Here is a 25,736-nt window from a genome sequence, read left to right on the forward strand (position 1 = left end):
CCAATTCCGTGTTTCTGGACAGGGTGAAGCGCGGCGGCTAAAAGGCCAAGTCCTAATCTTCTAAAACGCAGAGCCCATTTCCGCCGGTTTGCCGGCGGCCCTTCCGAAAAGGCAGCATTCATGAGTGGCGTGAACGAAATCCGGTCGACATTTCTCGACTACTTCCGCAAGGAGGGTCACGAGATCGTCGCGTCGAGTCCGCTGGTGCCGCGCAACGACCCGACGCTGATGTTCACCAACGCCGGCATGGTACAGTTCAAGAACGTCTTCACCGGCCTGGAGAAGCGGCCCTATTCGCGCGCCTCGACCGCCCAGAAGAGCGTTCGCGCCGGCGGCAAGCACAACGATCTCGACAATGTCGGCTACACCGCGCGTCATCTGACCTTCTTCGAGATGCTCGGCAACTTCTCCTTCGGCGACTATTTCAAGGAGCGCGCCATCGAGCTTGCCTGGAACTTGATCACCAGGGAATTCGGGCTGAGCAAGGACAAGCTGCTGGTCACCGTCTATCACACGGATGACGAGGCGGCCGGCTTCTGGAAGAAGATCGCCGGTTTTTCCGACGACCGCATCATTCGCATCGCGACCTCGGACAATTTCTGGGCGATGGGCGACACCGGACCCTGCGGGCCGTGCTCGGAGATCTTCATCGACCGCGGCGAGCACATCTGGGGCGGCCCTCCCGGCAGCCCGGAGGAGGATGGCGACCGTTTCCTGGAATTCTGGAACCTGGTGTTCATGCAGTATGAACAGGTGACGAAGGAGGAGCGCATCGACCTGCCGCGCCCCTCGATCGACACCGGCATGGGCCTGGAGCGCATGGCGTCCATCCTGCAAGGGGTGGAAAGCGTCTTCGAGACCGATCTGTTCCGTCACCTGATCGACGCGGCCTCGTCCGCGATCGGGCATGGTCCCGACAAGGAGACGGTCGCCTCCTACCGGGTCATTGCCGATCATCTGCGCTCGTCCTCCTTCCTGGTCGCCGATGGCGTGCTGCCCTCGAACGAAGGCAGGGGCTACGTCCTGCGCCGCATCATGCGCCGCGCCATGCGCCATGCACAGCTGCTCGGTGCCAACGAACCGCTGATGTGGAAGCTGGTGCCGGCGCTGGTGCGCGAAATGGGCCAGGCCTATCCGGAACTGCTGCGCGGCGAACAATTGATCACCGAGACGCTGAAGCTCGAGGAGACCAGGTTTCGCAAGACGCTGGTGCGCGGCCTCGGCCTGCTTTCCGAGGCGACCGAAACGCTGCATGCCGGCGACATGCTGGATGGCGAGACGGCCTTCAAGCTCTACGACACCTATGGCTTCCCGCTCGACCTGACGCAGGACGCACTGCGCCAGCGCAGCATCTCGGTCGATATTGCCGGCTTCACCAACGCGATGGAGCAGCAGAAGGCCGAGGCGCGCAAGCATTGGGCCGGGTCCGGCGACGCCGCCACCGAGACCATCTGGTTCTCGGTGCGCGAGAAGGCCGGCGCCACCGAGTTCCTCGGCTATGAGACTGAAGCTGCGGAAGGCATCATCCAGGCGCTTGTCCGGGACGGCAAGGCTGTCGACGGCGCCGGCAAGGGCGACGCGGTGGCGATCGTCGTCAACCAGACGCCGTTCTATGCCGAGTCCGGCGGCCAGATGGGCGACACCGGCGTCATCTCCGGCGAGGGGTTCTCGATCGAGGTTTCGGATACGCAGAAGAAGGCCGACGGGCTGTTCGTGCATATCGGCAAGGTGGCCAGCGGCACCGTCAAGACGGGCGCGGCTGTCGAGCTGAAGGTCGATCATGCAAGGCGCTCGAGGCTGCGCGCCAACCATTCCGCGACGCATCTGATCCATGAGGCGCTGCGCGAAGTGCTGGGCAGCCATGTCGCACAGAAGGGCTCGCTGGTCGCGCCCGAGCGCCTGCGCTTTGACATCTCGCACAACAAGCCGATTTCGGCCGAAGACCTCGAAGAGGTCGAGCGCATGGCCAACGAGATCGTCGTCCAGAACGGCCCGGTGACCACGCGCCTGATGTCGGTCGACGATGCCATCGCCGAGGGCGCCATGGCGCTGTTTGGCGAAAAGTACGGCGACGAAGTGCGCGTCGTGTCGATGGGCACCGGCCTGCACGGCGCCAAGGCGAACCGGCCCTATTCGGTCGAGCTCTGCGGTGGCACCCATGTCCGGGCGACCGGCGATATCGGCCTCGTGCGTGTCGTATCGGACAGCGCGGTCGCCGCCGGCGTGCGCCGCATCGAGGCATTGACGGGCGAAGCCGCGCGCAAACATCTCGACGAGCAGGACAGGCGTTTGAAGGCGACGGCAGCCGTGTTGAAGATTTCGCCGGCCGATGTACCGGCGCGCGTCGAGACGCTGCTCGAAGAGCGCAAGAAGCTCGAAAAGGAACTGACCGAAGCGCGCAAGAAGCTGGCATTGGGCGGCGGATCGTCTGCCGATGCTCCAGCCGCCAATGAGACGGTGGCCGGTGTCGGCTTTCTCGGCAAGACGGTCTCAGGTGTCTCACCGAAGGACCTGAAGCCGCTGGCCGATGCCGGCAAGACGTCGCTCGGCTCCGGCGTCGTCGTCTTCGTCGGCTCCGGTGAGGACAACAAGGCCAGCGTCGTCGTCGCCGTCACCGACGACCTCGTCGGCCGCTTCAGCGCCGTCGACCTTGTCCGAGTGGCCTCGGCGGCGCTCGGCGGGCAGGGCGGCGGCGGGCGGCCCGACATGGCCCAGGCTGGCGGCCCCGACGCTTCCAAGGCCGATGATGCGATTGCTGCGGTAAGGGCGGCACTCGAAGCGGCGTAGGCGAGTGGACTGAATTTAAAGCAACGGTTGGAGGGACAGCGGACGTCTCTTATCAGCCGATTTTTTCAGTCTGCACGAAGCTCGGCCGAGCCGCAATGCGCGCATACCAGTCCCGGATATCAGGGAACTCGGCCAGCAGATTTTGCCCCTCGGCGACCTTGACGAAATAGCCGATGATCGGTGCGGCATGCAGGTCGGCCAGCGTCAGCTGGTCGCCCAGCAGCCACGGTCCCGGCGCTTTCAGCGCGGACAGCGTCCGAAGCGCTTTGCTCGCCTGAGCAAGGCCGCCGGCGATCAACGCCTCATCCGGCTGAGCCTTCTCCAGCCGCTCGACGGCAACATCCCAGACCATCGATCTGTAGGCATAGGCATCGAGCATGCCGATGATCTGGTTCATGGTTGCGCGGCCACGAGGCTCCGTCGCTTGCAGCGCTGGCCCGTCGAACGCCTCGTCAACATATCTGGCAATCGCGCTCGTCTCGAACAGCCGGAATCCGTCATGCTCGAAGGCCGGGATGCGGCCGAACGGATGATGTTCGAAATACCAGGCGGGAATCCCGTCGGCGGCAAAGACATCGACTGGCACAAGCTCGTAGTCGATGCCTTTTTCCTCAAGCACGAGGCGGACGATGCGCACATAGACGCTATAGTCCGCCCCGTAGACGATGGGCTTGCCCATCTTGCTTACTTATCAGGCCATCGCCTTCTGCAGGTTCTCGTCGATCTTGTCGAGGAAACCGGTGGTCGACAGCCAAGGCTGGTCGGGGCCGATCAGCAGCGACAGGTCCTTGGTCATGAAGCCGGACTCGACCGTCTGGATGCAGACTTTTTCCAGCGTCTCGGCAAAGCGCTTCAACTCGGCATTGTCGTCGAGCTTGGCGCGATGGGTGAGGCCACGCGTCCAGGCGAAGATCGAGGCGATCGAATTGGTCGAGGTTTCCTCGCCCTTCTGATGCTGGCGGTAGTGGCGGGTGACGGTGCCGTGCGCGGCTTCCGCTTCCACGGTCTTGCCGTCCGGCGTCATCAGCACCGAGGTCATCAGGCCGAGTGAGCCGAAACCTTGCGCGACCGTGTCGGACTGCACGTCACCATCATAGTTCTTGCAGGCCCAGACATAGCCGCCCGACCATTTCAGGGCGGAGGCCACCATGTCGTCGATCAGGCGGTGCTCGTACCACAGCTTCTTCGACTTGAACTCGGCCTCGAATTCAGCCTCGTAGACCTCCTGGAAGATATCCTTGAAGCGGCCGTCATAGGCCTTGAGGATGGTGTTCTTGGTCGACAGATAGACCGGGTAGTTGCGCAGCAGGCCGTAGTTCAGCGAGGCGCGGGCGAACTCGCGGATGGACTCGTCGAGATTGTACATGGCCATGGCGACACCGGCGCCGGGCGCGTCGTATACATCGTGCTCGATCACCTGGCCGTCCTCGCCGACGAACTTGATGGTCAGCTTGCCCTTGCCGGGGAAGCGGAAATCGGTGGCGCGGTACTGGTCGCCGAAAGCATGACGGCCGACGATGATCGGCTTGGTCCAGCCGGGCACCAGGCGCGGCACGTTCTTCATGATGATCGGCTCGCGGAAGATGGTGCCGCCGAGGATGTTGCGGATGGTGCCGTTCGGCGACTTCCACATCTTCTTCAGCTTGAACTCCTCGACGCGCTGCTCGTCAGGCGTGATCGTCGCGCATTTCACGCCGACGCCGTATTTCTTGATGGCGTTGGCCGAATCGATGGTCACCTGGTCGTTGGTGGCGTCGCGATGCTCGATGCCGAGGTCGTAATATTCCAGCTTGAGGTCGAGATAAGGGTGGATCAGCTTGTCCTTGATGAACTGCCAGATGATGCGGGTCATCTCGTCGCCGTCGAGTTCGACGACCGGGTTCGCCACCTTGATCTTCGCCATGGAAAGAATGCCTCGTTGCTGGGATGTGGGACGGCCTTGCCCGCGTGGCGTTGGGCCGGGAGATGTCGCCCGTATATCAAAGCGCTTTTGGCCACGCAAACGGCGATCGGTCACGAATTGGAGGCCAGAGCCGTCGTCATTTGCGAATGCTTCATTTTCCCGGCCGAATATGGCAGGGGACGCTGAAATGCCGCAAACAGCAGTTCATTGACAATCATGCCCGTCACCAAAGATCCTGATAGCATTGCAGTCGCCGGCCCGGCGATCATCCTCGTCGAGCCTCAGCTTGGCGAGAACATCGGCATGGTCGCGCGCGCCATGGCCAATTTCGGTCTGTCGGAGCTGCGCCTCGTCAATCCGCGTGACGGTTGGCCGAGCGAGAAGGCACGTGCGGCGGCGAGCCGCGCCGATCATGTCATCGACGCCGTCACCGTCTTTGACGATCTGGCCTCGGCGCTCGCCGACCTGAACTTCGTCTTCGCCACCACGGCCAGGCAGCGCGACGGCTTCAAATCCGTGCGCGGGCCGGTGGAGGCGGGCAGGATGCTTCGGACCCGTCACGCAATGGGCCAGCGCACCGGCATCCTGTTCGGCCGCGAGCGCTTCGGCCTCTACAATGACGAGGTCGGCCTTGCCGACGAGATCGTCACGTTCCCGGTCGATCCCGATTTCTCGTCGCTCAACATCGCCCAGGCCGCGCTTCTGATGTCCTACGAATGGATGAAGTCCGGCCTGGAAGACGAGACCAAGACCAATTTTTCCGGCCCGGACATGAAGCCGGCAAGCAAGGAGGAATTGCACGGCCTGTTCGCCTATCTCGAAGGCGCACTGGAAGCGCGCGGCTATTTCCGGCCGGCACCGAAGAAGCCGAAAATGATCGACAATCTGCGTGCGGTGCTGACGCGCGCCGGTTTTGCCGAACCGGAGCTGAAGGTGCTGCGCGGCATCATCTCGTCGCTCGACAGGTTTTCGCCGGCGATGCCGCGCGGCGACGGGTCCCCTGGCGATGATCCACGACGCTTGCCCGCGGCCGCCGCGCGGGCCCGCAAGGCGGAAGCGGCGCGCCTTGCCGGCGCCGGCAAGGACGATGACATACCGCCGCTTGGCGGAAAAGGAACCGACAATGACTGAGCGGCCGATCCTGATGTTCGATTCGGGCATCGGCGGGCTCACCGTACTGCGCGAGGCGCGCGTGCTGATGCCCGACCGCCGCTTCATCTATGTCGCCGACGACGCTGCGTTTCCCTATGGCGCCTGGGAAGAGCCGGCGCTGAGGGTGCATATCCTTGAATTGTTCGGCAAACTGCTTGAGCGGTTTGCGCCGGCCATTTCGGTCATCGCCTGCAACACCGCCTCGACGTTGGTGATCGACGCGCTGCGCGACAGATTTCCCGAGCATCCTTTTGTCGGCATGGTGCCTGCGATCAAGCCGGCGGCGGAACGCACGCGCTCAGGGCTGGTTTCGGTGCTGGCGACGCCTGGCACCGTCAAGCGCCAGTACACGCGCGACCTGATCAGCAAATGGGCGCAGAAATGCCATGTCCGCCTGGTCGGCAGCGACAGGCTGGCGGGACTGGCTGAGATCTACATGCGTGAGGGCTTCGTCGATGAGGAGGCCGTGCGCGCCGAGATCGCGCCATGCTTCGTCGAACGTGATGCGCTGCGTACGGATATCGTCGTGCTCGCCTGCACACACTACCCCTTTCTGGCCAATCGTATGCGCAAGACGGCGCCTTGGCCGGTCGACTGGCTCGACCCCGCCGAAGCGATCGCGCGCCGGGCGCTGTCGCTTCTCGCCGACATCGATCCGAGCGGTCGTGGCGAGATGTTGCCTGAAGGGCCCGACCTTGCCGTCTTCACATCGAAAAGAGCCGATTTCCCCACCCGCCGCCTGATGCAGGGGTTCGGGTTGGCGATGTCGTGATTGCGAAGCGGAACATCACGGCAGTCGTTGCGTTTTCTCCTGATGCCAACGGGAGAAAGAGCCATGCCAGCCACCTCGAAAGCCCAGCAGAAAGCCGCCGGCGCGGCTCTGTCGGCCAAGCGCGGCGAGACCAAGAAGAGCGAACTCCAGGGCGCTTCCAAGGGAATGTACGAATCGATGAGCGAAAAGCAGCTCGAGGAATTCGCCGAGACGAAGCGCAAGGGCCTGCCGGAGAAGAAGTCGAAAGGCTAGAGTGCGGTCCGCCGTTCAAGGGAAACGCCGAAGAACACGAGCCGGAATCAAACGCCCGCGGCCAAACCGCGGGCTTTGAAGTGATGTCGGCCGCCTGAGACCGGATTGCAGCCTACCAGCGCCCTCTGCACTGCTTGATCTTGTAGCGGATGACCTTCTTGTGGCCGTGCCGCCAGATAATTTTCTTCTTGATCACGATGCGGCAAGCCTGGTGGTGCCGGTGCCCTTGCCAATGCCTGGCCTCAGCCGGCTCCGGTGTCATGACCGCCATGGATCCCGCCAACACAGCGGCTCCTGTCAGGGTAAGGAAGAATTTCTTCATGCGAATGTAGCTCCTCTGCTCCGGTCCCTTCCTGATGCCGCTGGCGCAACCTCCCGCCACATCCGGCACTGTACTCAACCCAGAGACGCTATATCGTCGCCATGGCCTACGCCAGCCACAAGCTTGACACCGGTTAAATCTCCGTTTAATCAGCGCGCCAACACCGGGCCGCAATGCCCGGTGGTTTTCTTTATGTGCGCAAGATGCGTGGAAATCCAATTCTACTATCTTGTTTGAACTGACGTGTCCCGTGGGTTTTCCGCCGCGTTGCGTGGGAAAACCCTGTCAGGTCTCGAAAACGGAGGCCAGAGGAGGGCGCGTTTCCTTCACCCGGACCATGAGGTTCCGGGTGTGTTGTTTTGAAAAGGGAATGCGATGAGCAAGCGCGAATCCGCGAAGTACAAGATCGACCGCCGTCTCGGCGAAAACATCTGGGGCCGCCCGAAGTCCCCGGTCAACAAGCGTGAATACGGCCCCGGCCAGCATGGCCAGCGCCGCAAGGGCAAGCTTTCCGATTTCGGCCTGCAGCTGCGCGCCAAGCAGAAGCTGAAGGGGCACTATGGCGACGTTTCGGAAAAGCAGTTCCGCAAGGTTTATGAAGAGGCTGACCGCCGCAAGGGCGACACCTCGGAAAACCTGATCGGCCTGCTCGAGTCGCGTCTCGACGCGGTCGTCTACCGCGCCAAGTTCGTGCCGACCATTTTCGCCGCCCGTCAGTTCGTCAACCACGGTCACGTCAACGTCAACGGCAAGCGCGTCAACATCGGCTCGTACCGCTGCAAGCCGGGCGATGTCGTCGAAATCCGCGAAAAGTCCAAGCAGCTGGTCATCGTTCTGGAAGCGGTCGGTCTCGCCGAGCGCGACGTGCCGGACTACATCGAAGCCGATCACAACAAGATGGTCGCGACCTTCTCGCGCATCCCCGGCCTGGCGGACGTTCCGTTCGCCGTGCAGATGGAACCGAACCTGGTCGTCGAATTCTATTCGCGCTAAACGAGCGCGTTCTGCGACATCCTGCGAAGGCCGCCCGTCGAGGCGGCCTTTTCTTTGTCGGTCATGTCCGCTAATCCGGCGCTCTGGGCCATTGAAAGCGACATGCCATGAACATGCTTCCAGACATTGAAACGCTCGAACCGGTCGCCGACAGCGAAGGCGGTTTCCATCCGCTGTTCGCCGACGTGCCGTCCTCGGTCGAGTTCAACAAACTGCGCAAGCGGCTGCTGCGGCTGACCCGGCAGGCGATCGAGGATTTCTCGATGGTCAAGCCCGGCCAGCGCTGGCTCGTAGCGCTATCGGGCGGCAAGGATTCCTACGGCCTGCTCGCGGTGCTGCTCGACCTAAAATGGCGCGGGCTCTTGCCGGTCGATCTTCTGGCCTGCAATCTCGACCAGGGCCAGCCGAATTTCCCCAAACATATCCTGCCGGACTATCTCGACAGCAACGGCATTGCGCACCGGATCGAATATCAGGACACCTATTCCGTCGTCACCGACAAGCTGCCGGCGGGCAGCACCTATTGCTCGCTCTGCTCGCGTCTCAGGCGCGGCCATCTCTACCGCATTGCACGCGAGGAGGGGTGCTCGGCGCTGGTGCTCGGCCACCATCGCGAGGACATTCTCGAGACCTTCTTCATGAACCTCTTCCATGGCGGGCGTCTCGCCGCCATGCCGCCAAAACTGCTCAATGACGAAGGCGACGTCATGGTGCTGCGGCCATTGAGCTATTGCGCCGAGGTCGATCTGGAAAAATTCGCTGCCGCCATGCGATTCCCGATCATTCCCTGCGATCTCTGCGGCAGCCAGGAAGGTCTTCAGCGCAACGCCATGAAGGCGATGCTCGAGGACCTGGAAAAGCGCATGCCGGGCCGCAAGGATACGATGCTGCGCGCGCTGTCGAACAGCAGGCCATCGCATCTGCTCGACAGAAAGCTGTTCGATTTCGCTGCCCTCAACGAGACCCTCACCACAAGGCAAGCCGATGACATTTGACGACACCGCGATCGGCTGGCTGGCCGGCATTCTGGCCGAGGCGGCACTTGCCGAGATCATGCCGCGCTTTCGCCGGTTGGGCGATGGCGATGTCAGGCAGAAGACGTCGGCCGCCGACCTGGTGACCGAAGCCGACGTCAATGCCGAGCGGCTGATCACCGCGCGGCTGCGCGAGCGGTATCCCTCAGCGATGGTCGTCGGCGAGGAGGCCTGTTCCGACAATCCAGCGCTTTTAAACGGGTTGGGCGATGCCGATCTGGCCTTCGTCATCGACCCGGTCGACGGTACTTTCAATTTCGCCTCCGGCGTGCCGCTGTTCGGCGTCATGCTGGCGGTCGTGGTCAAGGGCGAGACTGTCGCCGGCATCATCCACGATCCCGTCGGCAAGGACTGGCTGATTGGCGCCAGGGGTGCCGGCAGCCATATCCGGCATGCGCACGGCAGCATCGAGAAGGTGCATGTAGCGGTACCCGCGCCGATCTCGGAGATGACCGGCTCTGTCTCCTGGCAATATATGGCCGAGCCGGAACGGACACGGCTGGCGCGCAACCAGACCAAGATCCTGTCGCAGTTCGCCTATCGCTGCGCCGCGCACGAATACCGCCTGCTGGCGAGCGGCCATGCCCACTTCGTCGTCTACAATAAGCTGATGCCGTGGGACCACCTGGCCGGCGTGCTGATCCATGCCGAGGCCGGCGGCCATGCGGCGCGCTTCGACGGCAGCGCCTATCTGCCCTCGCATCTCGGCGGCGGCCTGCTTGTCGCGCCAGACAAGGAAAGCTGGCACGAATTGCGCCGCGAGCTCTGGGCGCAGTAGGATCGATTGCTGCGTTAGCCGAAAGCAGTACAATCTCGCGCAAATCCGGAGGCTCTCGAATGAAACCTCGGTTTGCATTTGTCGCGGTGGCTCTTGCCGCCGGTCTGTTCGCCAGTTCCCTGGAAGCAAGGTCGCAAGAGCGCAGCTGTCGCAGTACCGATCCCGTCGACACGATAAAGGAGATGTCGGACGCGATCTATGCCTGCTGGAAGCCGCCACCCGGAACCGCGGGCATGTCCCTCACGCTGCGGTTCTCGCTTCGCCGCAACGGCACGCTGATCGGCAAACCTCGCGCCACATATTCCGATCTGGGAACCGATGCCCAGCGCAGCCGGGCCTTCGTGGCATCCATCCTCAGGGCACTCGATGACGCTCTGCCATTGCACTTTTCGGACAGCATGGGCGAAGCAATTGCGGGGCGCATGCTTGCCCCTCGGTTCACGGCAGCCCTTGAAGGTGCGTCCTAATGCAAGTCGGTGATGTGCCCTGAAACGGGCGGGTTCTGTGGCTGGAACATCTTGCCGCGCTCGGCGATGAAGATCATCAGCAGCGCGGCGACCGAGACGCTGCAGAAGCCGGCGGCCAGCGGCGTCACCGTGCCGTTGAAGGCCTGGCCGATCAGCGTGCCGAGAATGCCGCCGAGAAACGTCTGCATGAAACCGAGGATCGACGAAGCCGTGCCGGCCAGTTGGCCGAGCGGCTCCATGGCCAGCGCGTTGAAGTTCGCGCCGAGCGCACCGAATGGAAGCATGGCGCAGGCAAAGAAGGTGATGAACAGCCAGAGCGGCATCTTCATCTCCAGCGAAATCACCAGCCAGGCAAGGCTGATGACCAGGAACAGCAGCAACGCACTCTGCGACAGGCGGCGCATGCCGATGCGGCCGACAAGGCGCGAGTTCAGAAAGTTGGAGAAGGCGAGCACGCCCGCAACCCCAGCAAAGATGACCGGGAACATCTCGCCGACTTTGAAAATGTCGACATAGATCTGCTGCGCCGAAGCGATGAAGCCGAACATGGCGCCGAAAATGAAGGTGCTGGCGAAGGCATAGCAGATCGCAATGCGGTTGGTGAGAACGATACGAAACCCGCCGACAATGGAGTTGAGCGTCAGCGGCCGGCGATGTTCGGGATGCAGCGTTTCAGGAAGGCGCAGCAGCGACCAGGCCGAGACGAGCAGCGCACCGACGGCCATGGTGACGAAGATCCAATGCCAGGTCGCAAACAGCATGATAAATTGGCCGATGCCGGGAGCAATGACCGGTATCGCCATGAACACCATGAAGATCAGCGACATCACCTCGGCCATGCGCCGGCCGTCGAACGTATCGCGCACGATCGAGACCGCGATGACGCGGGTGGCGGCTGCACCGATGCCTTGCACGGCCCGGCACAGCAGAAGTGTTTCAAAGCTTGGTGCAACGGCGGCGGCCGCAGCCGCGGCGACATAAATCACCAGCCCGGCGACCAGTGGTGCGCGACGTCCGAAGCGATCCGAGATCGGCCCGAAGAATAGCTGTCCGCCGCCGAAGCCCAGAATGTACGCCGTTATGACATACTGCCGGTGGTTTTCATTTTCGACGCCGAGCGAGGCGCCGATCTGCTGCAGAGCCGGCAGCATGATATCGATGGCCAGCGAGTTCAGCGCCATCAGTGCCGCGCACAGAGCGATGAACTCCCAGCGCGGAATGGGCAGTTTGCTTGCCGATTGCGGCGCTGGTCTTGGCTGGTCCACGGCAAGTCCGATCTTTCAAACGAAAATGCGCCGGCGGGCCGGCGCATTGGCTCGTCCTGGTCCTGGGGTCAGGACATGAAAATTGCCGAGGTGAGGTTGCCCCGGTGCCTGGTGCTCGATGCCCGAAAATCAACGTCGATTTAGGGCACGCACAAAACAGAAATCAGGCGGCGCCTTTGACGCTGACGCCCTTCTCGACGAGGAACGTCTGCAGCTCGCCCGCCTGGAACATCTCGCGCACGATGTCGCAACCGCCGACGAATTCTCCCTTGACGTAGAGCTGAGGGATCGTCGGCCAGTTGGAGTATTCCTTGATGCCCTGGCGCAGTTCAGCCGAGTCCAGGACGTTCACGCCTTTGTAGTCGGCGCCGATATAGTCGAGGATCTGGACGACCTGGCCGGAAAATCCGCATTGCGGGAAACCAGGTGTGCCCTTCATGAAAAGGACGACGTCGTTGCCCTTCACTTCATTGTCGATGTAGTCGTTGATGCCGCTCATGGAATATCCTTTCCCGCCTGTGGGAGTCAGGCTCGAAACATACCCTTCAAATAAACCCAACGATTGCTCGAAACAAGACGTTAGCCGCGCCGTGGCTGAAATGGCGCAAAGGATGAGCCGTGTTGGGCCAAGCGCTAAGGGTCAGTCGGGAACGCTGGTCTGCAGCGCCAGTGCGTGCAACACGCCGCCCATATTGCCCTTCAGCGCGTCATAGACCATCTGGTGCTGCTGGACGCGGCTCTTGCCGCGAAAGCTCTCGGCCACCACCTCGGCCGCATAGTGGTCGCCGTCGCCGGCGAGATCGCGAATCGTCACCTTGGCGTCCGGAATGCCGTCCTTGATCAGTTTTTCGATGTCGTGGGCATCCATTGCCATGGCAAAATCCTGTTTCGAGCGGCCGGTAGCCGGCCATAAGATGAGAGTCGGGTGAGCCTAAAGCCTTTCCGGTCCGGATTGAAGCCGTTCTGTCCCGCCAACGGCCACACGGCTTCAGAGAAAGACTAGGCCGGTGGGCTTGCTTCATCCTCGGCAACGTCCTCGCGTGTCGAGAAAGCGCGGCCAAGGCCGAAGGCAAGCACATAGAGCGGCGCGTTGAGCAGCAGGCTGACAATGGGGAGATAGCTCGTCATTTGCCAAGCCGGCGAGAAGAACCCTTGGCCATGGCCGTCGCAGATGAGCGACGAGCCGTACTCCCACAACGCGCCCACGACCACCGTGCCGGCGAAAAGCTTGACGCAGGTGACGATGTGCCTTGCCCGTGCCGGATCCGGGAAAAGGCGGCCCCAGAGCACCAGGCAGATGATCGGGACCGCGTAGAGGAGGTTCTGCAGCGCCAGCATCGGGACGGCGCCGTTCGCCGCGGCAAGGAACTCCGCACGTGTTTCCAGCCGCATACAAACCTCGCTCGAGGTTGTCGACAGCAGGAAAAAGACGAACGGTCCCAGGAACCAGAAGAAGAACAGCGACGGCCAGAAAACGACTGCAAGCAGCGCCCGGGCAGCCAGTGTGGTCAACTAGCCTGATCCATGAAGCGCGGGAACCAGCCTTCGTGAGCCGAGGAGAGTTCGCTGACCGGGATTGCCCTGGCGTCGCCAAGCTTCAGCGCGCTGCCGCCTGTGGAGCCGATCCACGGCGCGAAGATGCCAAGCTCGCCCTGCTGCTTGCGAATGGCGTCCCATTCGTCACCATGCGGGTCGATCGACAGCGTCAGCAGATAACGGCCCTGATCCTCGCCGAACCAGACCGGGATCGGGTCGGTGCCGACAAGGCCGGGAACGGTGGCGCCGATGCCGGACGCCATCACCATTTCGGCTAAAGCCACCGCGATACCGCCATCGGAAACGTCATGCGCCGCCGTGACGATGCCGGAGGCGATGAGCGCGCGCACATGGTCGCCGACGCGCTTTTCATGCTCGAGGTCGACCGGCGGCGGCGGTCCATCCGTGCGGCCGTGTATGTCCCTGAAATAGACCGATTGCCCGAGATGCGTTCCCCAGGACGCCGGCGCGCCGACCAGCAGGATCATTTGGCCCTCGGCCGCAAAGCCGGCCCGCACCATCTTCGACCAATCGGCGATCAGGCCGACGCCGCCGATGGTCGGGGTTGGCAGGATGCCCTGGCCGTTGGTCTCGTTGTAGAGCGAGACATTGCCGGAGACGATCGGGAATTCGAGCGCACGACAGGCGTCGCCGATGCCCTTCACGGCACCGACCAGCTGGCCCATGATCTCGGGCCGTTCCGGGTTGCCGAAATTGAGGTTGTCGGTTGCGGCCAGCGGCAGAGCGCCGGTGGCGGTCAAGTTGCGCCAGCATTCGGCCACCGCCTGCTTGCCGCCCTCGTAAGGGTCGGCCTCGCAATAGCGCGGCGTCACGTCGGACGAGAAGGCGAGCGCCTTGGTCGCATGGCCTTCGACCCGCACCACGCCGGCATCGCCGCCTGGAAGCTGCAGCGAATTGCCCTGGATCAGCGTGTCATACTGCTCCCACACCCAGCGGCGCGAAGACAGGTCGGGACCGCCGAGCAGCTTCAGCAGCGCGTCTGCAACATCGGCTTGCGGAACGTCATTGGCGGCCAGCGGCGCCGGCTTCTTCGGTTCGATCCACGGCCGGTCATATTCCGGAGCCTTGTCGCCAAGATCCTTGATCGGCAGGTTGGCAACCTCGTCGCCCTGGTGCAGCACGCGGAAGCGCAGATCGTCGGTGGTCTTGCCGACGATGGCGAAGTCGAGCCCCCATTTGTGGAAGATCGCCTCGGCTTCCTTTTCCTTTTCCGGACGCAGCACCATCAGCATGCGCTCCTGGCTTTCCGAAAGCATCATTTCGTAGGCGCTCATGCGCTCTTCGCGCACCGGCACCTTGTCGAGATCGAGCTCGATGCCGAGGTCGCCCTTGGCGCCCATTTCGACCGCCGAGCAGGTGAGGCCGGCCGCACCCATGTCCTGGATGGCGATGACGGCGCCCGAGGCCATCAGTTCGAGGCTGGCTTCCAGCAGGCACTTTTCGGTGAAGGGATCGCCGACCTGCACTGTCGGACGCTTCTCATCGATCTTGTCGTCGAATTCGGCCGAAGCCATGGTGGCGCCGCCGACGCCGTCGCGGCCGGTCTTGGCGCCGAGATAGACGACCGGCAGGCCGACTCCCTTGGCTTCGGACAGGAAGATCGCATCGGTCTTGGCAAGGCCCGCTGCAAAGGCGTTGACCAGGATGTTGCCATTGTAGCGGGCATCGAAATTGACCTCGCCGCCGACCGTCGGCACGCCGAACGCGTTGCCATAGCCGCCGACGCCGGAAACCACGCCTGAAACGAGGTGCCTGGTCTTGGGATGGTCGGGCGCACCAAAACGCAGCGCATTCATCGCCGCGATCGGCCGCGCGCCCATGGTGAAGACGTCGCGCAATATGCCGCCGACGCCGGTCGCCGCACCCTGGTAGGGCTCGATGTAGGATGGGTGGTTGTGACTCTCCATCTTGAAGACGACGCAGTCGCCATCGCCGATGTCGACCACGCCAGCATTCTCGCCCGGCCCCTGGATGACCTGAGGTCCGGTGGTCGGCAGCGTGCGCAGCCATTTCTTCGAGGATTTGTAGGAGCAGTGCTCATTCCACATCGCCGAGAAGATGCCGAGTTCGGTGAAGCTCGGCTCGCGCCCGACGAGGTCGAGAATGCGCTGGTACTCGTCGGGCTTGAGCCCGTGTGAGGCAATGAGCTCGGGGGTGATCGGCACGGAATTGGAAATGGTCATGGGCGGCGATTTTTATCCGGGACGTTGGGATTTTGAGTCCCGTCTTATCGCAAGCCTTGCGGCCGATACACCCATGGATTGACGAAAAACGACGGAAAACCGGACAAAGCCACGCAGTGTCAGGAGAAGCTGTCGTAGCCGGCGCGGCCTTCATCGAGAAGTCGCCGGATCACCGCAACGCCTTCAGCGATATCCCCGCGCTGTCTCGGCTGCGAAACGCCGAAGCGGACGCCATGGAAAACCTGCTCGGAACGGCCGGCCTTGAATTCGTCCTCGTCGTCGATCAGCACGCCGTGCTCCAGGCAAGCGTTCTTGAAGGTGCCGGAAAGCCAGGGGTCGGGCAGGGTCAGCCAGACAAAGGGCACCCTGTCATGCGACTTGAAGGCGAAGCCGGCCAAAGTCTCGCGTACGATGGCGATGCGGGCGCTGATTTCGGCGATGCTGCGCTTTCGTATCTCATCCGCCTGACCGGACAGCACCAGCCTTGTATTCACCTCCGCCAGCAGGAAGGGCATGCCGCCGGTCATCATCTTGTGGGCGACGCGGATGCGGTGGCGGTAGGCGGGCGGGCAGGAAAGCCAGCCGCCGCGCACACCGGCTGCGACCGACTTCGACAGGCCGCCCGCGACAATGGTCCTCTCAGGAGCATATTCGGCCAGCAACGGCGTCGGATCATCGGTCAGATTGCCATAGAGGTCGTCCTCGATGAGGACGACATTGTATTCGCGTGCGACATGGGCGATCGCTTCGCGGCGCGCCGCCGACAAGGTGGCCAGCGTCGGATTCTGCGCCGTCGGCATCAGGAAGATCATTTTGGGATGCTTTTGCGCGCAGACGCGCTCGAAATCCTGCGGATCGATGCCTTCATCGTCCGATGCCACCAACGCGGTGCGCCTGCCGATCAAGCCGGCACTGCGGGAAACCTGCGAGTAGGTGAGGTGCTCGAAGGCAACATAGTCGCCAGGCATGGTGAGCGCCGCGATCGCCGCCATCACCGCCGCATGGGTGCCGAGCGTGGGAACGATGGTGTCGGCATCCGGGCGAAAGGAATTGCGCGCCAACCAGCGGGCGCCGGCTTCGTACCATCGTTCGGGGAAATCCCTGGTGTAGCTCGAAATCTCATGCGGATGGTCCTGCGCCGTGCGCGACAGGACACCGGCGACAATGTCGCCCTGGCCGATATCAGGTGCTGCGGTGCTGTCGAAACGCAGCTTGCCTTTAGGCGCATCGATATAGCGCGTGCCTTCGCCGCCGACGTCCGGAGCCGGAAAATCCGGCTTCGCGCGCTGGCCGAGCACATAGGTTCCACGCCCGACCTCGCCGCTCACCAGCCCACGCTCGCGCAGCAATTGATAGGCCCGGCCGACCGTGCCGACGGTGGTGCCGATGTCGTAGGCGAGGTCGCGCTGCGGCGGCAACTTTGCGCCGGCATCGATCACGCCCCGATCGATGTCCGTCTCGATGGAATCCGCCAGCCGCTGATACAGCGGGCCGGAGCCGGCAGTGAGATCTGGAAGCCAATTTGTCATGGTGACAATTTTCTATATTGCACCGATAGATGAGTCAATACATATCAATCGCGTGCCAAAAGGGTACAATTTAGGACTTTGGCAGAAAGAAAATGAATACAATTGCGACAATACGTCATTCGAGCGCTGCATTATCGGCCCAATCGACACGCCCGTCGGCTCAGCGCGGCTTTGTCAGCCGCCTTGTGCGCGTGCTGAGGTCGCTGGCAGGATGGATCGACAACCTGCTGGATCGCCGCCGCAGCCGGTTGGCTCTGCTGGAGATGACCGACGACCAGCTCAAGGATATCGGCGTCACGCGCTGCGACGCCCACCGCGAGGGCATCAGGCCGTTCTGGGACTGACCGTGATCCCAAAAGTGGGAACCGGTTTGGGAAAGATGATGGTCCCGGGAAATCCGGACAGAAGGTCCGCACAGTTCTAACGGACCCTCGACGCCCTGGTGCGTGCAACGGCATGGTCCGCAAGGACGGCGACCACGCACAGCACGAGGAAAAGTCCGGTGATGGCTGCAGCTGAGATGACGACGCTGGTCGCGCCGTTCTTGGCGATGTTCAGGAAAGGGTAGGGCACCTCGCCGGCAAGCGGCGCCCGCACCAGCGCATAGACCAGATAAGCGATGGGATAGATCACCCACCACGAAATGTCGCTCCAGCGTGTCCGGCCGTCGGCGCCCGATATCAGCCACCACAGCACGAACAGCACCGGCGTGACGTAGTGCAGGAGAACATCGCAGAGCAGGAACAGTCCCTGCGGCTGCCAGAGTCGTGCCAGAACCGTTGCGTAGATGATGAAGACCAGTGCGATCGAAACCGCAACGCCGGTGCGCATCCGCGCCCCTGCAAAGGCCGGCAGCCAGGCATAGAAGGTGGGTGACAGCAGCGACGTGTACACCAGCACCGCGCCGATGTTGGTCAGGATGGTGAAGAAGCTGAAGACGAAAATGACGGAGCCAAGCAGGCTGCGGCCTGCTTCCATCGATGCAGGAATGCTGATGCAGAACTGCAGGATGAGCCCGGCCAGACCGATGACCAGCCCCACAATCTGCAGAAAGCGGCCCATGGGCTAGGCCGTCGCGGCGCAGGCCGGATTGCCGGCCTGCCAGCGGGAAATGTCGGAGCCGATGCGGGCGCCGAGCGGATCGTTCATCAGCGGTCCGAAGACGTCGACACGGCTAGAATTGCCTTGCGCCTGCACGACCAGCAAAGGTTTGCCGCCATAGTGCTTGGCCGGAACCAGCAGGAAACGCGGCGTGCCGCTGAACGAATTCAGCTCATTGGCCATCTGATACGGTTTGAAGGCCGGGTCCTTGCTGGCGATCCAGCATTTGTGGGCGGCGATCGCCACTTGTTCCATGGCCAGCAGCGCTGCACTTTTGCCCGAGGGAACAGGCGTGCTCTTTGGCGTCGACTGGCAGGATGCCAGCACAAAGCCCGCCGCGGCGACCAGCGCGATCGTCCTCGACTTGATCAAGCGGCACCCATCTCAAGCTCGGACAGGAAGATTTTCAAGCCGTCGGTCATCTCGCCCCACACACGCGACAATGCCGGGTGTTGCGAGGCGATCTGCTGGTAGGCGTCGAATTTGGGATAGGCGTCGAGCAGGTCGTGGCGTCCTGTCATGGCGCGGAAATTGTTGAAGATGAACCGCGTCGGCGTCAGCCAGGCATCGGCGAAGCTGATGTCGTCGCCGAGTGCGAAGGGCCCTTGCGCCATACGGGCCTCGATTGCCGCCAGTCCATGATGCAGGCGGGCGAACTGAGCGTCGATCTCGGCATTGTTGCGCTTCGGCACGGAATGAAGCTCGAAAAGCTTCATCAACGGGGTCAGCACATCGAGATCGGTGATGCGGGCGAACATGCGCACCAGCGCACGGTCCTTGGAATCGGGGGGCAGCAGCGCCGGTTCTGGAAACCGTTCCTCGAGATATTCGGCGATGACCACCGATTCGACAATCGTCTCGCCCGAGCCGGTGATCAGCACCGGAATCCGGTTCATCGGCGAGATGGCGCGAAACTCTTCCGGGATGGGAAAACCGGGCGGCGGCGCGATGATCTTGAGTGGTACGTCCTTGATGTAGGCCAATGCCCGCACGATCGACGAGTAGGGCGACAACGGCCGCGAATAGAGTTTCATGACCGTCTCTCTCCCCAATGAACCAGACTTGCTCCAAAGAGACAGGAATGTCCGGCTGTTTTCAAGCTGTTCGCTTCGATATCGTCAGGCAGCGATGCCGAGGGCGCTCTCGAACAGTCCGCGGCCGTCGGTACCGCCATGGGCTGCTTCGATCAGGTTTTCCGGATGCGGCATCAGCCCGAGCACATTGCCTTGGCTGTTGACGATGCCGGCAATGTCGTTGATCGAGCCGTTGGGGTTGGTGCCCTCGGCATAGCGGAACACCACCTGGCCTTCGCCTTCGAGACGGGCAAGCGTGTCGGCGTCGGCGAAATAATTGCCGTCATGATGCGCGACCGGCGAGCGGATGATCTGGCCCGGCTGATAGCGGCGGGTGAACATGGTGTTGGCATTGGTGATCTCGAGCTTCACCTGCCGGCAGACGAATTTCAGCGAGGTGTTGCGCATCAAGGCGCCCGGCAACAAGCCGGCCTCGACCAGGATCTGGAAACCGTTGCAGACGCCGATGACCGTCACGCCCGCGGCCGCTTTTTCGGCCACTGCCCGCATGACCGGCATGCGCGCGGCGATCGCGCCACAGCGCAGATAGTCGCCGAAGGAAAAACCGCCCGGAATGGCGATCAGATCGACATCGGGGATTTCGGTGTCGGTTTGCCAGACGGTGACCGGCGGTGTTCCCGAAATCTTGGTCAGCGCCGCGATCATGTCGCGGTCGCGATTGAGGCCAGGCAGGAGGACGACGGCTGATTTCATTTCGTTCGTAAGGCCTTTGTGCTTCGGCGAGTTAGCGCAACTCGAGGCGCTGCTCAATCCGTTCAAGATGTTGATCGATACGGCCTGCTATCGCGTAGATATTGTTGACGTCCGTTTGCGTGCTCAACGCCTGCAAGCCTGATCGCTACAATCTCGAGAAGCTCGTACATCAGTTCATTCGTGACTTCAGGCATCCGTGCCTCCGGCACAGCCTTAGGTAAGCGTCACACTATAATTCTCGATCACCGTATTCGCCAGCAGCTTGTCGCACATGGCCTTGAGGTCGGCTTCGGCCTTGGCCTTGTCGCTTTCCGCCAGCTCGACATCGAACACCTTGCCCTGCCGCACCGTGCCGACGCCGCCGAAGCCCAGGCCGGACAATGCGTGTTCGATCGCCTTGCCCTGCGGGTCGAGCACGCCGTTCTTGAGGGTGACGGTAATGCGGGCCTTGATCACGCTGGACATGCTCCTGTTCTGATTATCGGGTCGCAAACCGCGATCAGTGCGGCTTGCCTTTGAGGCCGTCGGTCGAGGCGACGAGCACCGGGCCGGTCGGGCGCGGCGGCTCGTTCTCGTTCATGATGCCGAGGCGGCGGGCAACTTCCTGGTAGGCCTCGACGAGGCCGCCCATGTCGCGGCGGAAACGGTCCTTGTCGAGCTTGTCCTGCGTCGCCACGTCCCACAGGCGGCAGGAGTCCGGCGAGATCTCGTCGGCGACGACGATGCGCATCATGTCGCCTTCGAACAGGCGGCCGCATTCGATCTTGAAGTCGACGAGCTGGATGCCGACGCCCATGAACAGGCCGGAGAGGAAGTCGTTGACGCGGATGGCCAGCGCCATCACGTCGTCGATTTCCTGCGGGCTCGCCCAGCCGAACGCGGTTATGTGCTCTTCCGACACCATCGGGTCGTCGAGCGCGTCGGCCTTGTAATAGAATTCGATGATCGAGCGCGGCAGAACGGTGCCTTCCTCGATGCCGAGCCGCTTGGACAGCGAGCCGGCGGCGACATTGCGCACCACCACTTCGAGCGGAATGATCTCGACCTCCTTGATCAACTGCTCGCGCATGTTCAGCCGGCGGATGAAATGGGTCGGAATGCCCATGCGGTTCAAATGGTTGAAAATATACTCGGAAATGCGGTTGTTGAGGACGCCCTTGCCGTCGATGACCTCATGCTTCTTCTTGTTGAACGCGGTTGCATCATCCTTGAAGAACTGGATAAGCGTGCCCGGTTCGGGTCCCTCATAGAGTATCTTGGCCTTGCCTTCATAAATGCGGCGGCGATTTTTCATCTGATTTTTCTCTGAGGTTCCGGACAGGCGGTATCAGACCATTTCCTGTCCGTCTGCCTGAAATAGTGCGGCTACGGTAGGGTTCAATGCCGGGTCTATCCCAATCACATCGTTTGCTCAATCGGCAAATCCTTCCAATCAACCGCTTTCGGGACTGAAATGCCGCAGCGCAGCATGCGATGAAGCATATTGACCGGCCCGCGACCTTTTGGTTTGTGCTTTGACAACGCACATATTCACCGCCAACGAATCGAATTTGACCCGGAGGGACGCCATGAGCAGCATGAAAGACCGTGAAGAGGGCTTTGAGCGTAAATTCGCATTCGACGAGGAGCTTCGGTTCAAGGCCTCGGCGCGCCGCAACAAGGCGCTCGGCCTGTGGGCCGCCGAAAAGCTCGGAAAGTCCGGCGCCGATGCCGACGCCTATGCCAAGGAAGTGGTTATCTCCGACATCGAGGAGGCCGGCGACCACGACGTGTTCCGCAAGATCCGCGGGGATTTCGACGCGGCCGGCGTCGAGCAGTCGGACCACCAGATCCGCCGCACCATGGACGAACTGATGGCGCAGGCGATCGAGCAGATCAAGAACACCTGATCCGGGCCATGCGCTGATCCCGCGGCCATACGCTGGACCAATCGACCGCCCGGCCTATCCGGGCGGTTTTTCTTTGCCTTTGCCGCGGTTTCCGGCTGAAACTGCGGTCGCTAACAAGGAAAGAGTTCATGTCCCTGAAGTCCCGCCTCGCGGCCGATGAAACGTTGTTCACCGCATGGTCCGGTGTGCCGGATGCCTTGACGGTCGAGATCGTCGCCAAGCAGGGTTTCGATGCCGTCACGCTCGACATGCAGCATGGCGGCCATCACGAAGACAGCGTGCTGCGTGGCCTGGTGCCGGTGCTCGCTACCGGCAAGCCGGCGCTGGTGCGAATTCCCGTTGGCCGTTTCGACATGGCAAGCCGCGCGCTCGATTTCGGCGCCGAGGCGGTCATCGCGCCGATGGTGAACTCGGTTGCCGACGCAAAACTGTTCGCCGCCGCCATGAAATACCCGCCGGTCGGCGAGCGCTCCTGGGGCCCGACCTACGCTTTTCCCCGCCACGGCCAAGGCGACCAGGCCGACTGGCTGCGCGACACCAACCAGCGCACCATGGCCTTCGCCATGGTCGAGACGCGTGCAGCCCTCGATGCTCTCGATGGCATCCTCGATACGCCCGGCATCGACGGCATCTTCCTGGGCCCGTCGGATTTCTCGATCGCCTGGAGCAATGGCGCCACGGTCAATTCGACGCTGGAAAGCATGATGGAGACGGTGGCGTCGGTGGCCGAGCGCACCCGCAAGGCCGGCAAACATGCGGCGATCTACGTTGTCGAGCCGGCAATTGCCGGCCGGGTCGTGTCGATGGGCTATCGCCTGCTGGCCATGGGCTCGGAGCATGCGCTGATTTCACTGGGCGCAAAGACCCTGCTCAAGGGCATCAAGGATTCGATCGGATCCTGAACCCGAACCGGACGCACTGCCGTCACAGCGCCGGGCGGTTAGGCGCTCGACGCCGCAGGCGCCGCGGCGATAGGTCCGCCGCGCCTGAACCTGTTGAACAGGGCGCCGACCATCTGGACCCACCAGTTGTTGAAGGTCATGAGCGGCAACGCCGCGAGGATCGAACCCAGTATGGCGGCGGCGGCGCCGAGTGCGGTGGAACCGCTTGTCAACAAAACCCATGACCCCAATGAGCAGATAACGGGTACATGCACGAGGTAGAGTGGGAAGGACAGGTCGCCCAGAAAACGTGCCACCTTACCCGAGAGCCATGATAGAGGCTCATCCACACTCAGCACCGCGTAGACCAACATGACGCTTGCCGGGATGGCCACGCAGGCTTGCCGCAGGCCCACATCGGAAGCCACGTCAAGCACGGCGAACGGGCGATATATGCCCACGGCACTCCCCGCATAACCCAGCAGCGCCAGGGAAACCATCACCATGGCGCCTCTCACCCACCGATTCGGGCGAAAATCCATGGCGAGAAGCGGATAGAGCAAGAGGCTGGCCGGAAAGGCACAAAGAAAGTAACTGACTTGCAGCGCCAGGAACACGACTGCTGCTATGCAGACCCAGAACGATAACGTCCAGCGGCCTTGAAGGAAAAAGACGATCGGGGCGAGGGCGAAGGTCAGCATGCTCCCCCAGAACTCGACCGTCATGGTCCACAGACTGCTGTCATAATAGTTGTCGCCGTAGATGAACGTCCGCCACGCCCCTTGCAGAAACGCGTCGGCGAAACTCGCAGTCTCCGGCGATAGCACCTTTGAAGCATTGCCGAAACTTCTCAGCCAGTCGGATTGGGTGACGGCGGCCGCATCCTTGATGAAATACAGGTCGAGCTTGAAGATGATGCAGGATGCCAGCGTCGTAACGAGTACCGGGCCGGCCAGGCGTGGCAGGCGCTTGATCGCACCCAACCGCAGATCTTGTGCCTTGCTGGTCTGAAAATAACGCTTCACGAGCACGTAGGAAGACAGGACGAAAAACAGGTAGACGGCGGAGCCGCCATTGAACGCGACGAAAGCCAGGCTTGTTTTGAGCGATTGCCCGGCCAAGTCTCCCTCGCCTTCCATCAATGGCGCAAAAGCACCCAAACAATGCCCATTCAGAACTACGAGCGCGGCGACACCTCTTAACAATCGAGTGAAGCATCCTTGGCCAAGTATGGGCTTTCTTTGAATAATTGCTATTTAGTACGCGCGAATATAATCGTTCGGCGAACAGAGTTCGCCGTTGCTGGAGAGATTATCGCGATCTGCATTAAATTATTGTTCACGCAAGCCGGATGGCCTGCCGAGCAGCTTCGTGTTCAGGCTTTGACCGTATATATTACAGGTCCGTCAGGAACTTGGCGAAGGTCATCGAGCCTTCGGGCCACGGTCCGAAGCCCGAATCCTCGCTGAGATGACCGGTTTCGCCGGCATCGATGAACAGCGAGCCCCAGGCACCGGCAATGTCTTCGGCGACATCGAAGGCGCAGAACGGATCGTTGCGGCTGGCAATCACGATCGAGGGAAAGGGCAGCGGCTCACGCGGGTAGGGGCCGAAGGTCATCAGGTGCCTGGGCCTGATCTCGGGGTTAGCGACATCGGGCGGCGCCACGAAGAAGGCCCCGGCGACCGGCTTGCGGAATTGCGGAATGGCTTGCACCGCCGCGGCGACGCCAAGTGAGTGCGCGACCAGGACGACCGGCCGCTCGGCCTCGTTGACCGCCTTGGCGACGCTCGCCGTCCAGTCCTCGCGCACCGGCTTCGACCACTCCGCCTGTTCGACGCGGCGCGCCGTCGACAGCTTCGACTGCCAGCGGCTCTGCCAATGGTCGGGGCCGGAATTGGCGTAGCCCGGCACGATGAGAATATCTGCGTCTCTGACCTTCATGGCGCTGAGATAGCGAGCGGCATCGCTTCGTGCAACCGGCAGAAACGCCACGTTTGATCACAATAGTGAACACCATGTTCGCTTCTTCGCGTCTTGTGTGAACGATGCGGATGGACGATCTGTGGTCAGGAAAAGAAACAGCCGTGCGCGGGAACCCTGACTTTGGAACTGACACGACGTACAATGATCGGCGGAGTGGGGTTTCTCGCTTTGGGAGCTTCATCGCAGGCCGGTCGAACGGAGCATTTGATGAGCGAGTTGCCTTTTGCCGCCACCACCCCGGTCAGCGTTGCCCGCGTCGGGCTGAAGGCGCGCGACGCGGAAAGCCTTGCCGCATATTATCGCAGCATCGTCGGTCTGCAGGAACTGAGCCGCGCCGATGGGGCGATCACGCTGGGCGCCGCCAACCGTCCGTTGCTGGTCATCGAGGCCGATCCTTCGGCCAAGCCGGATGATCCTCGCAGCGCAGGCCTGTTCCATACTGCCTTCCTGCTGCCCAGCCGTGCCGATCTCGGCCGCTGGATCAACCACGCCATATCAAACAAGATCGCCATCGAGGGCGCTTCCGACCATCTGGTCAGCGAAGCACTGTACCTGACCGATCCCGAAGGCAACGGCATCGAGATCTATGCCGACCGCCGTCCGCAGGACTGGAAGTGGAATGGCGACAAGGTGGCGATGGCGACCGAGCGGATGAACATTCCGTCCGTCGTTGCCGAAGTGCCTGCGGGTGACGCCGGCTGGCAGGGCGCGCCGGAAAACAGCGTCGTCGGCCATGTCCACCTGCGCGTCGGCAGGCCGGAAGACGCCGAAGCCTGGTGGAACCAGGAATTCGGCTTCGACACGGTGGCCAAATATGGCGGCCAGGCGGTGTTCCTGTCGTCAGGCGGCTATCACCACCACATCGGCGCCAACGCCTGGCAGAGTTCGGGCGCCGGCCGCCGCGATCCCAGCCGGTCGGGTCTGGCCTGGGTGGAGATGCGTTCGGACAATGTGACCAGCCCGGTGACCCGCGAAGATCCATGGGGCACGGTGATCAGGACTGTTCCCGGCAAGGCTTGATTTGAGGGCTGCGCCAAGCTGGAGCACCCCTCAACCGTCGCGGCGTTGCGCGCCGATCCACCTTCTCCCACAGGGGAG

The 25,736-nt window shown here is 62.3% G+C and carries 29 protein-coding genes; 12 read left to right on the forward strand and 17 right to left on the reverse strand.

The annotated features are described in order from the left end of the window. Positions 1 to 120 precede the first annotated feature (120 nt). Positions 121 to 2,787 (forward strand): alanine--tRNA ligase, encoded by a 2,667-nt coding sequence (gene alaS, locus EN990_RS18550; RefSeq protein ID WP_024504567.1) that lies wholly within the window; start codon positions 121 to 123, stop codon positions 2,785 to 2,787. Positions 2,788 to 2,839: 52 nt separating this feature from the next. On the opposite strand, the gene EN990_RS18555 is transcribed toward alaS, so the two are convergent. Then, entirely contained in the window at positions 2,840 to 3,466 is a 627-nt protein-coding gene (locus EN990_RS18555) for a glutathione S-transferase family protein (RefSeq protein ID WP_024504566.1), read from the reverse strand. Positions 3,467 to 3,478: 12 nt separating this feature from the next. Further along, positions 3,479 to 4,690, reverse strand: coding sequence for an NADP-dependent isocitrate dehydrogenase (locus EN990_RS18560; RefSeq protein ID WP_013532148.1), 1,212 nt, complete (start codon positions 4,688 to 4,690; stop codon positions 3,479 to 3,481). 216 nt (positions 4,691 to 4,906) lie between these two features. Here EN990_RS18560 and EN990_RS18565 point away from each other — a divergent pair, with 216 nt between their 5' ends. From EN990_RS18565 to EN990_RS18575, 3 genes are all read left to right on the forward strand, one after another. Further along, a complete protein-coding gene (locus tag EN990_RS18565; RefSeq protein ID WP_024504565.1) occupies positions 4,907 to 5,821 on the forward strand; it encodes an RNA methyltransferase in 915 nt (304 codons plus the stop codon). Continuing rightward, positions 5,814 to 6,614, forward strand: coding sequence for a glutamate racemase (murI, locus tag EN990_RS18570; RefSeq protein WP_024504564.1), 801 nt, complete (start codon positions 5,814 to 5,816; stop codon positions 6,612 to 6,614). Before EN990_RS18565 ends, murI begins: the two co-directional genes overlap by 8 nt. 63 nt (positions 6,615 to 6,677) lie before the next feature. Next, positions 6,678 to 6,866 (forward strand): DUF3008 family protein, encoded by a 189-nt coding sequence (locus EN990_RS18575; protein WP_013532144.1) that lies wholly within the window; start codon positions 6,678 to 6,680, stop codon positions 6,864 to 6,866. 112 nt (positions 6,867 to 6,978) lie between these two features. Here the strand turns inward: EN990_RS18575 and EN990_RS18580 are convergent, their stop codons facing one another. Next, a complete protein-coding gene (locus EN990_RS18580) occupies positions 6,979 to 7,188 on the reverse strand; it encodes a hypothetical protein (protein ID WP_013532143.1) in 210 nt (69 codons plus the stop codon). A 375-nt stretch (positions 7,189 to 7,563) separates the two neighbouring features. Here EN990_RS18580 and rpsD point away from each other — a divergent pair, with 375 nt between their 5' ends. From rpsD to EN990_RS18600, 4 genes are all read left to right on the forward strand, one after another. Continuing rightward, a complete protein-coding gene (gene rpsD / locus EN990_RS18585) occupies positions 7,564 to 8,181 on the forward strand; it encodes a 30S ribosomal protein S4 (protein WP_013532142.1) in 618 nt (205 codons plus the stop codon). A 107-nt stretch (positions 8,182 to 8,288) separates the two neighbouring features. Beyond that, entirely contained in the window at positions 8,289 to 9,176 is an 888-nt protein-coding gene (ttcA, locus tag EN990_RS18590) for a tRNA 2-thiocytidine(32) synthetase TtcA (protein ID WP_027162370.1), read from the forward strand. Beyond that, on the forward strand, positions 9,166 to 9,993 hold the full coding sequence (locus tag EN990_RS18595) for an inositol monophosphatase family protein (protein WP_127384845.1): 828 nt from the start codon (positions 9,166 to 9,168) through the stop codon (positions 9,991 to 9,993). The genes ttcA and EN990_RS18595 overlap by 11 nt, the downstream gene beginning before the upstream one ends. Before the next feature lie 59 nt (positions 9,994 to 10,052). Then, positions 10,053 to 10,460, forward strand: coding sequence for a hypothetical protein (locus tag EN990_RS18600; RefSeq protein WP_013532139.1), 408 nt, complete (start codon positions 10,053 to 10,055; stop codon positions 10,458 to 10,460). Here the strand turns inward: EN990_RS18600 and EN990_RS18605 are convergent. From EN990_RS18605 to EN990_RS18630, 6 genes are all read right to left on the reverse strand, one after another. Continuing rightward, positions 10,457 to 11,725, reverse strand: a complete 1,269-nt coding sequence (locus EN990_RS18605) for a multidrug effflux MFS transporter (protein ID WP_013532138.1) — start codon at positions 11,723 to 11,725, stop codon at positions 10,457 to 10,459. The genes EN990_RS18600 and EN990_RS18605 overlap by 4 nt on opposite strands. A gap of 163 nt (positions 11,726 to 11,888) precedes the next feature. Continuing rightward, a complete protein-coding gene (grxD, locus tag EN990_RS18610; protein ID WP_013532137.1) occupies positions 11,889 to 12,224 on the reverse strand; it encodes a Grx4 family monothiol glutaredoxin in 336 nt (111 codons plus the stop codon). A 141-nt stretch (positions 12,225 to 12,365) separates the two neighbouring features. After that, positions 12,366 to 12,599: a BolA family transcriptional regulator gene (locus tag EN990_RS18615; RefSeq protein ID WP_010909092.1), complete on the reverse strand. Its 234-nt coding sequence runs from the start codon at positions 12,597 to 12,599 to the stop codon at positions 12,366 to 12,368. A 125-nt stretch (positions 12,600 to 12,724) separates the two neighbouring features. Then, a complete protein-coding gene (locus tag EN990_RS18620; protein WP_127370286.1) occupies positions 12,725 to 13,237 on the reverse strand; it encodes a hypothetical protein in 513 nt (170 codons plus the stop codon). Further along, a complete protein-coding gene (gene purL / locus EN990_RS18625) occupies positions 13,234 to 15,465 on the reverse strand; it encodes a phosphoribosylformylglycinamidine synthase subunit PurL (protein ID WP_013532135.1) in 2,232 nt (743 codons plus the stop codon). The genes EN990_RS18620 and purL overlap by 4 nt, the downstream gene beginning before the upstream one ends. 119 nt (positions 15,466 to 15,584) lie before the next feature. Next, on the reverse strand, positions 15,585 to 16,994 hold the full coding sequence (locus EN990_RS18630; protein WP_013532134.1) for a PLP-dependent aminotransferase family protein: 1,410 nt from the start codon (positions 16,992 to 16,994) through the stop codon (positions 15,585 to 15,587). Positions 16,995 to 17,086: 92 nt separating this feature from the next. Between EN990_RS18630 and EN990_RS18635 the strand changes: the two genes are divergently transcribed. After that, a complete protein-coding gene (locus tag EN990_RS18635; protein WP_027162365.1) occupies positions 17,087 to 17,338 on the forward strand; it encodes a DUF1127 domain-containing protein in 252 nt (83 codons plus the stop codon). A 76-nt stretch (positions 17,339 to 17,414) separates the two neighbouring features. On the opposite strand, the gene EN990_RS18640 is transcribed toward EN990_RS18635, so the two are convergent. The 6 genes from EN990_RS18640 to purC form a co-directional block, all read right to left on the reverse strand. Continuing rightward, positions 17,415 to 18,056, reverse strand: a complete 642-nt coding sequence (locus EN990_RS18640) for a Pr6Pr family membrane protein (protein WP_013532132.1) — start codon at positions 18,054 to 18,056, stop codon at positions 17,415 to 17,417. Positions 18,057 to 18,059: 3 nt separating this feature from the next. Then, positions 18,060 to 18,467 carry a hypothetical protein gene (locus EN990_RS18645; protein ID WP_013532131.1) on the reverse strand — a complete coding sequence of 136 codons (408 nt, stop codon included), beginning with the start codon at positions 18,465 to 18,467 and terminating at the stop codon, positions 18,060 to 18,062. Then, entirely contained in the window at positions 18,464 to 19,129 is a 666-nt protein-coding gene (locus EN990_RS18650; RefSeq protein WP_013532130.1) for a glutathione S-transferase family protein, read from the reverse strand. The genes EN990_RS18645 and EN990_RS18650 overlap by 4 nt, the downstream gene beginning before the upstream one ends. 84 nt (positions 19,130 to 19,213) lie before the next feature. Next, positions 19,214 to 19,882 carry a phosphoribosylformylglycinamidine synthase subunit PurQ gene (gene purQ, locus EN990_RS18655; protein ID WP_024504558.1) on the reverse strand — a complete coding sequence of 223 codons (669 nt, stop codon included), beginning with the start codon at positions 19,880 to 19,882 and terminating at the stop codon, positions 19,214 to 19,216. 213 nt (positions 19,883 to 20,095) lie between these two features. Then, entirely contained in the window at positions 20,096 to 20,338 is a 243-nt protein-coding gene (gene purS, locus EN990_RS18660; protein WP_013532128.1) for a phosphoribosylformylglycinamidine synthase subunit PurS, read from the reverse strand. Positions 20,339 to 20,381: 43 nt separating this feature from the next. Next, positions 20,382 to 21,176 carry a phosphoribosylaminoimidazolesuccinocarboxamide synthase gene (gene purC / locus EN990_RS18665; RefSeq protein WP_013532127.1) on the reverse strand — a complete coding sequence of 265 codons (795 nt, stop codon included), beginning with the start codon at positions 21,174 to 21,176 and terminating at the stop codon, positions 20,382 to 20,384. A gap of 274 nt (positions 21,177 to 21,450) precedes the next feature. Between purC and EN990_RS18670 the strand changes: the two genes are divergently transcribed. Together EN990_RS18670 and EN990_RS18675 are read left to right on the forward strand one after the other, a co-directional pair. Next, entirely contained in the window at positions 21,451 to 21,771 is a 321-nt protein-coding gene (locus tag EN990_RS18670; RefSeq protein ID WP_013532126.1) for a DUF1476 domain-containing protein, read from the forward strand. 128 nt (positions 21,772 to 21,899) lie between these two features. Beyond that, a complete protein-coding gene (locus EN990_RS18675) occupies positions 21,900 to 22,673 on the forward strand; it encodes an HpcH/HpaI aldolase/citrate lyase family protein (RefSeq protein WP_013532125.1) in 774 nt (257 codons plus the stop codon). 38 nt (positions 22,674 to 22,711) lie between these two features. Here the strand turns inward: EN990_RS18675 and EN990_RS18680 are convergent, their stop codons facing one another. Both EN990_RS18680 and EN990_RS18685 read right to left on the reverse strand, forming a co-directional pair. Then, the gene (locus EN990_RS18680) at positions 22,712 to 23,857 is read right to left on the reverse strand and encodes an acyltransferase (RefSeq protein WP_127369484.1); all 1,146 of its coding nucleotides are present in this window, start codon (positions 23,855 to 23,857) and stop codon (positions 22,712 to 22,714) included. 190 nt (positions 23,858 to 24,047) lie between these two features. After that, on the reverse strand, positions 24,048 to 24,596 hold the full coding sequence (locus EN990_RS18685) for an alpha/beta hydrolase (protein ID WP_127369486.1): 549 nt from the start codon (positions 24,594 to 24,596) through the stop codon (positions 24,048 to 24,050). A 249-nt stretch (positions 24,597 to 24,845) separates the two neighbouring features. Here EN990_RS18685 and EN990_RS18690 point away from each other — a divergent pair, with 249 nt between their 5' ends. Then, positions 24,846 to 25,658: a VOC family protein gene (locus tag EN990_RS18690; RefSeq protein WP_013532122.1), complete on the forward strand. Its 813-nt coding sequence runs from the start codon at positions 24,846 to 24,848 to the stop codon at positions 25,656 to 25,658. Positions 25,659 to 25,736 lie beyond the last annotated feature (78 nt).

The sequence above is a fragment of the Mesorhizobium sp. M7A.F.Ca.US.005.03.1.1 genome, from assembly GCF_003997975.1.
Lineage (GTDB): Bacteria > Pseudomonadota > Alphaproteobacteria > Rhizobiales > Rhizobiaceae > Mesorhizobium > Mesorhizobium ciceri.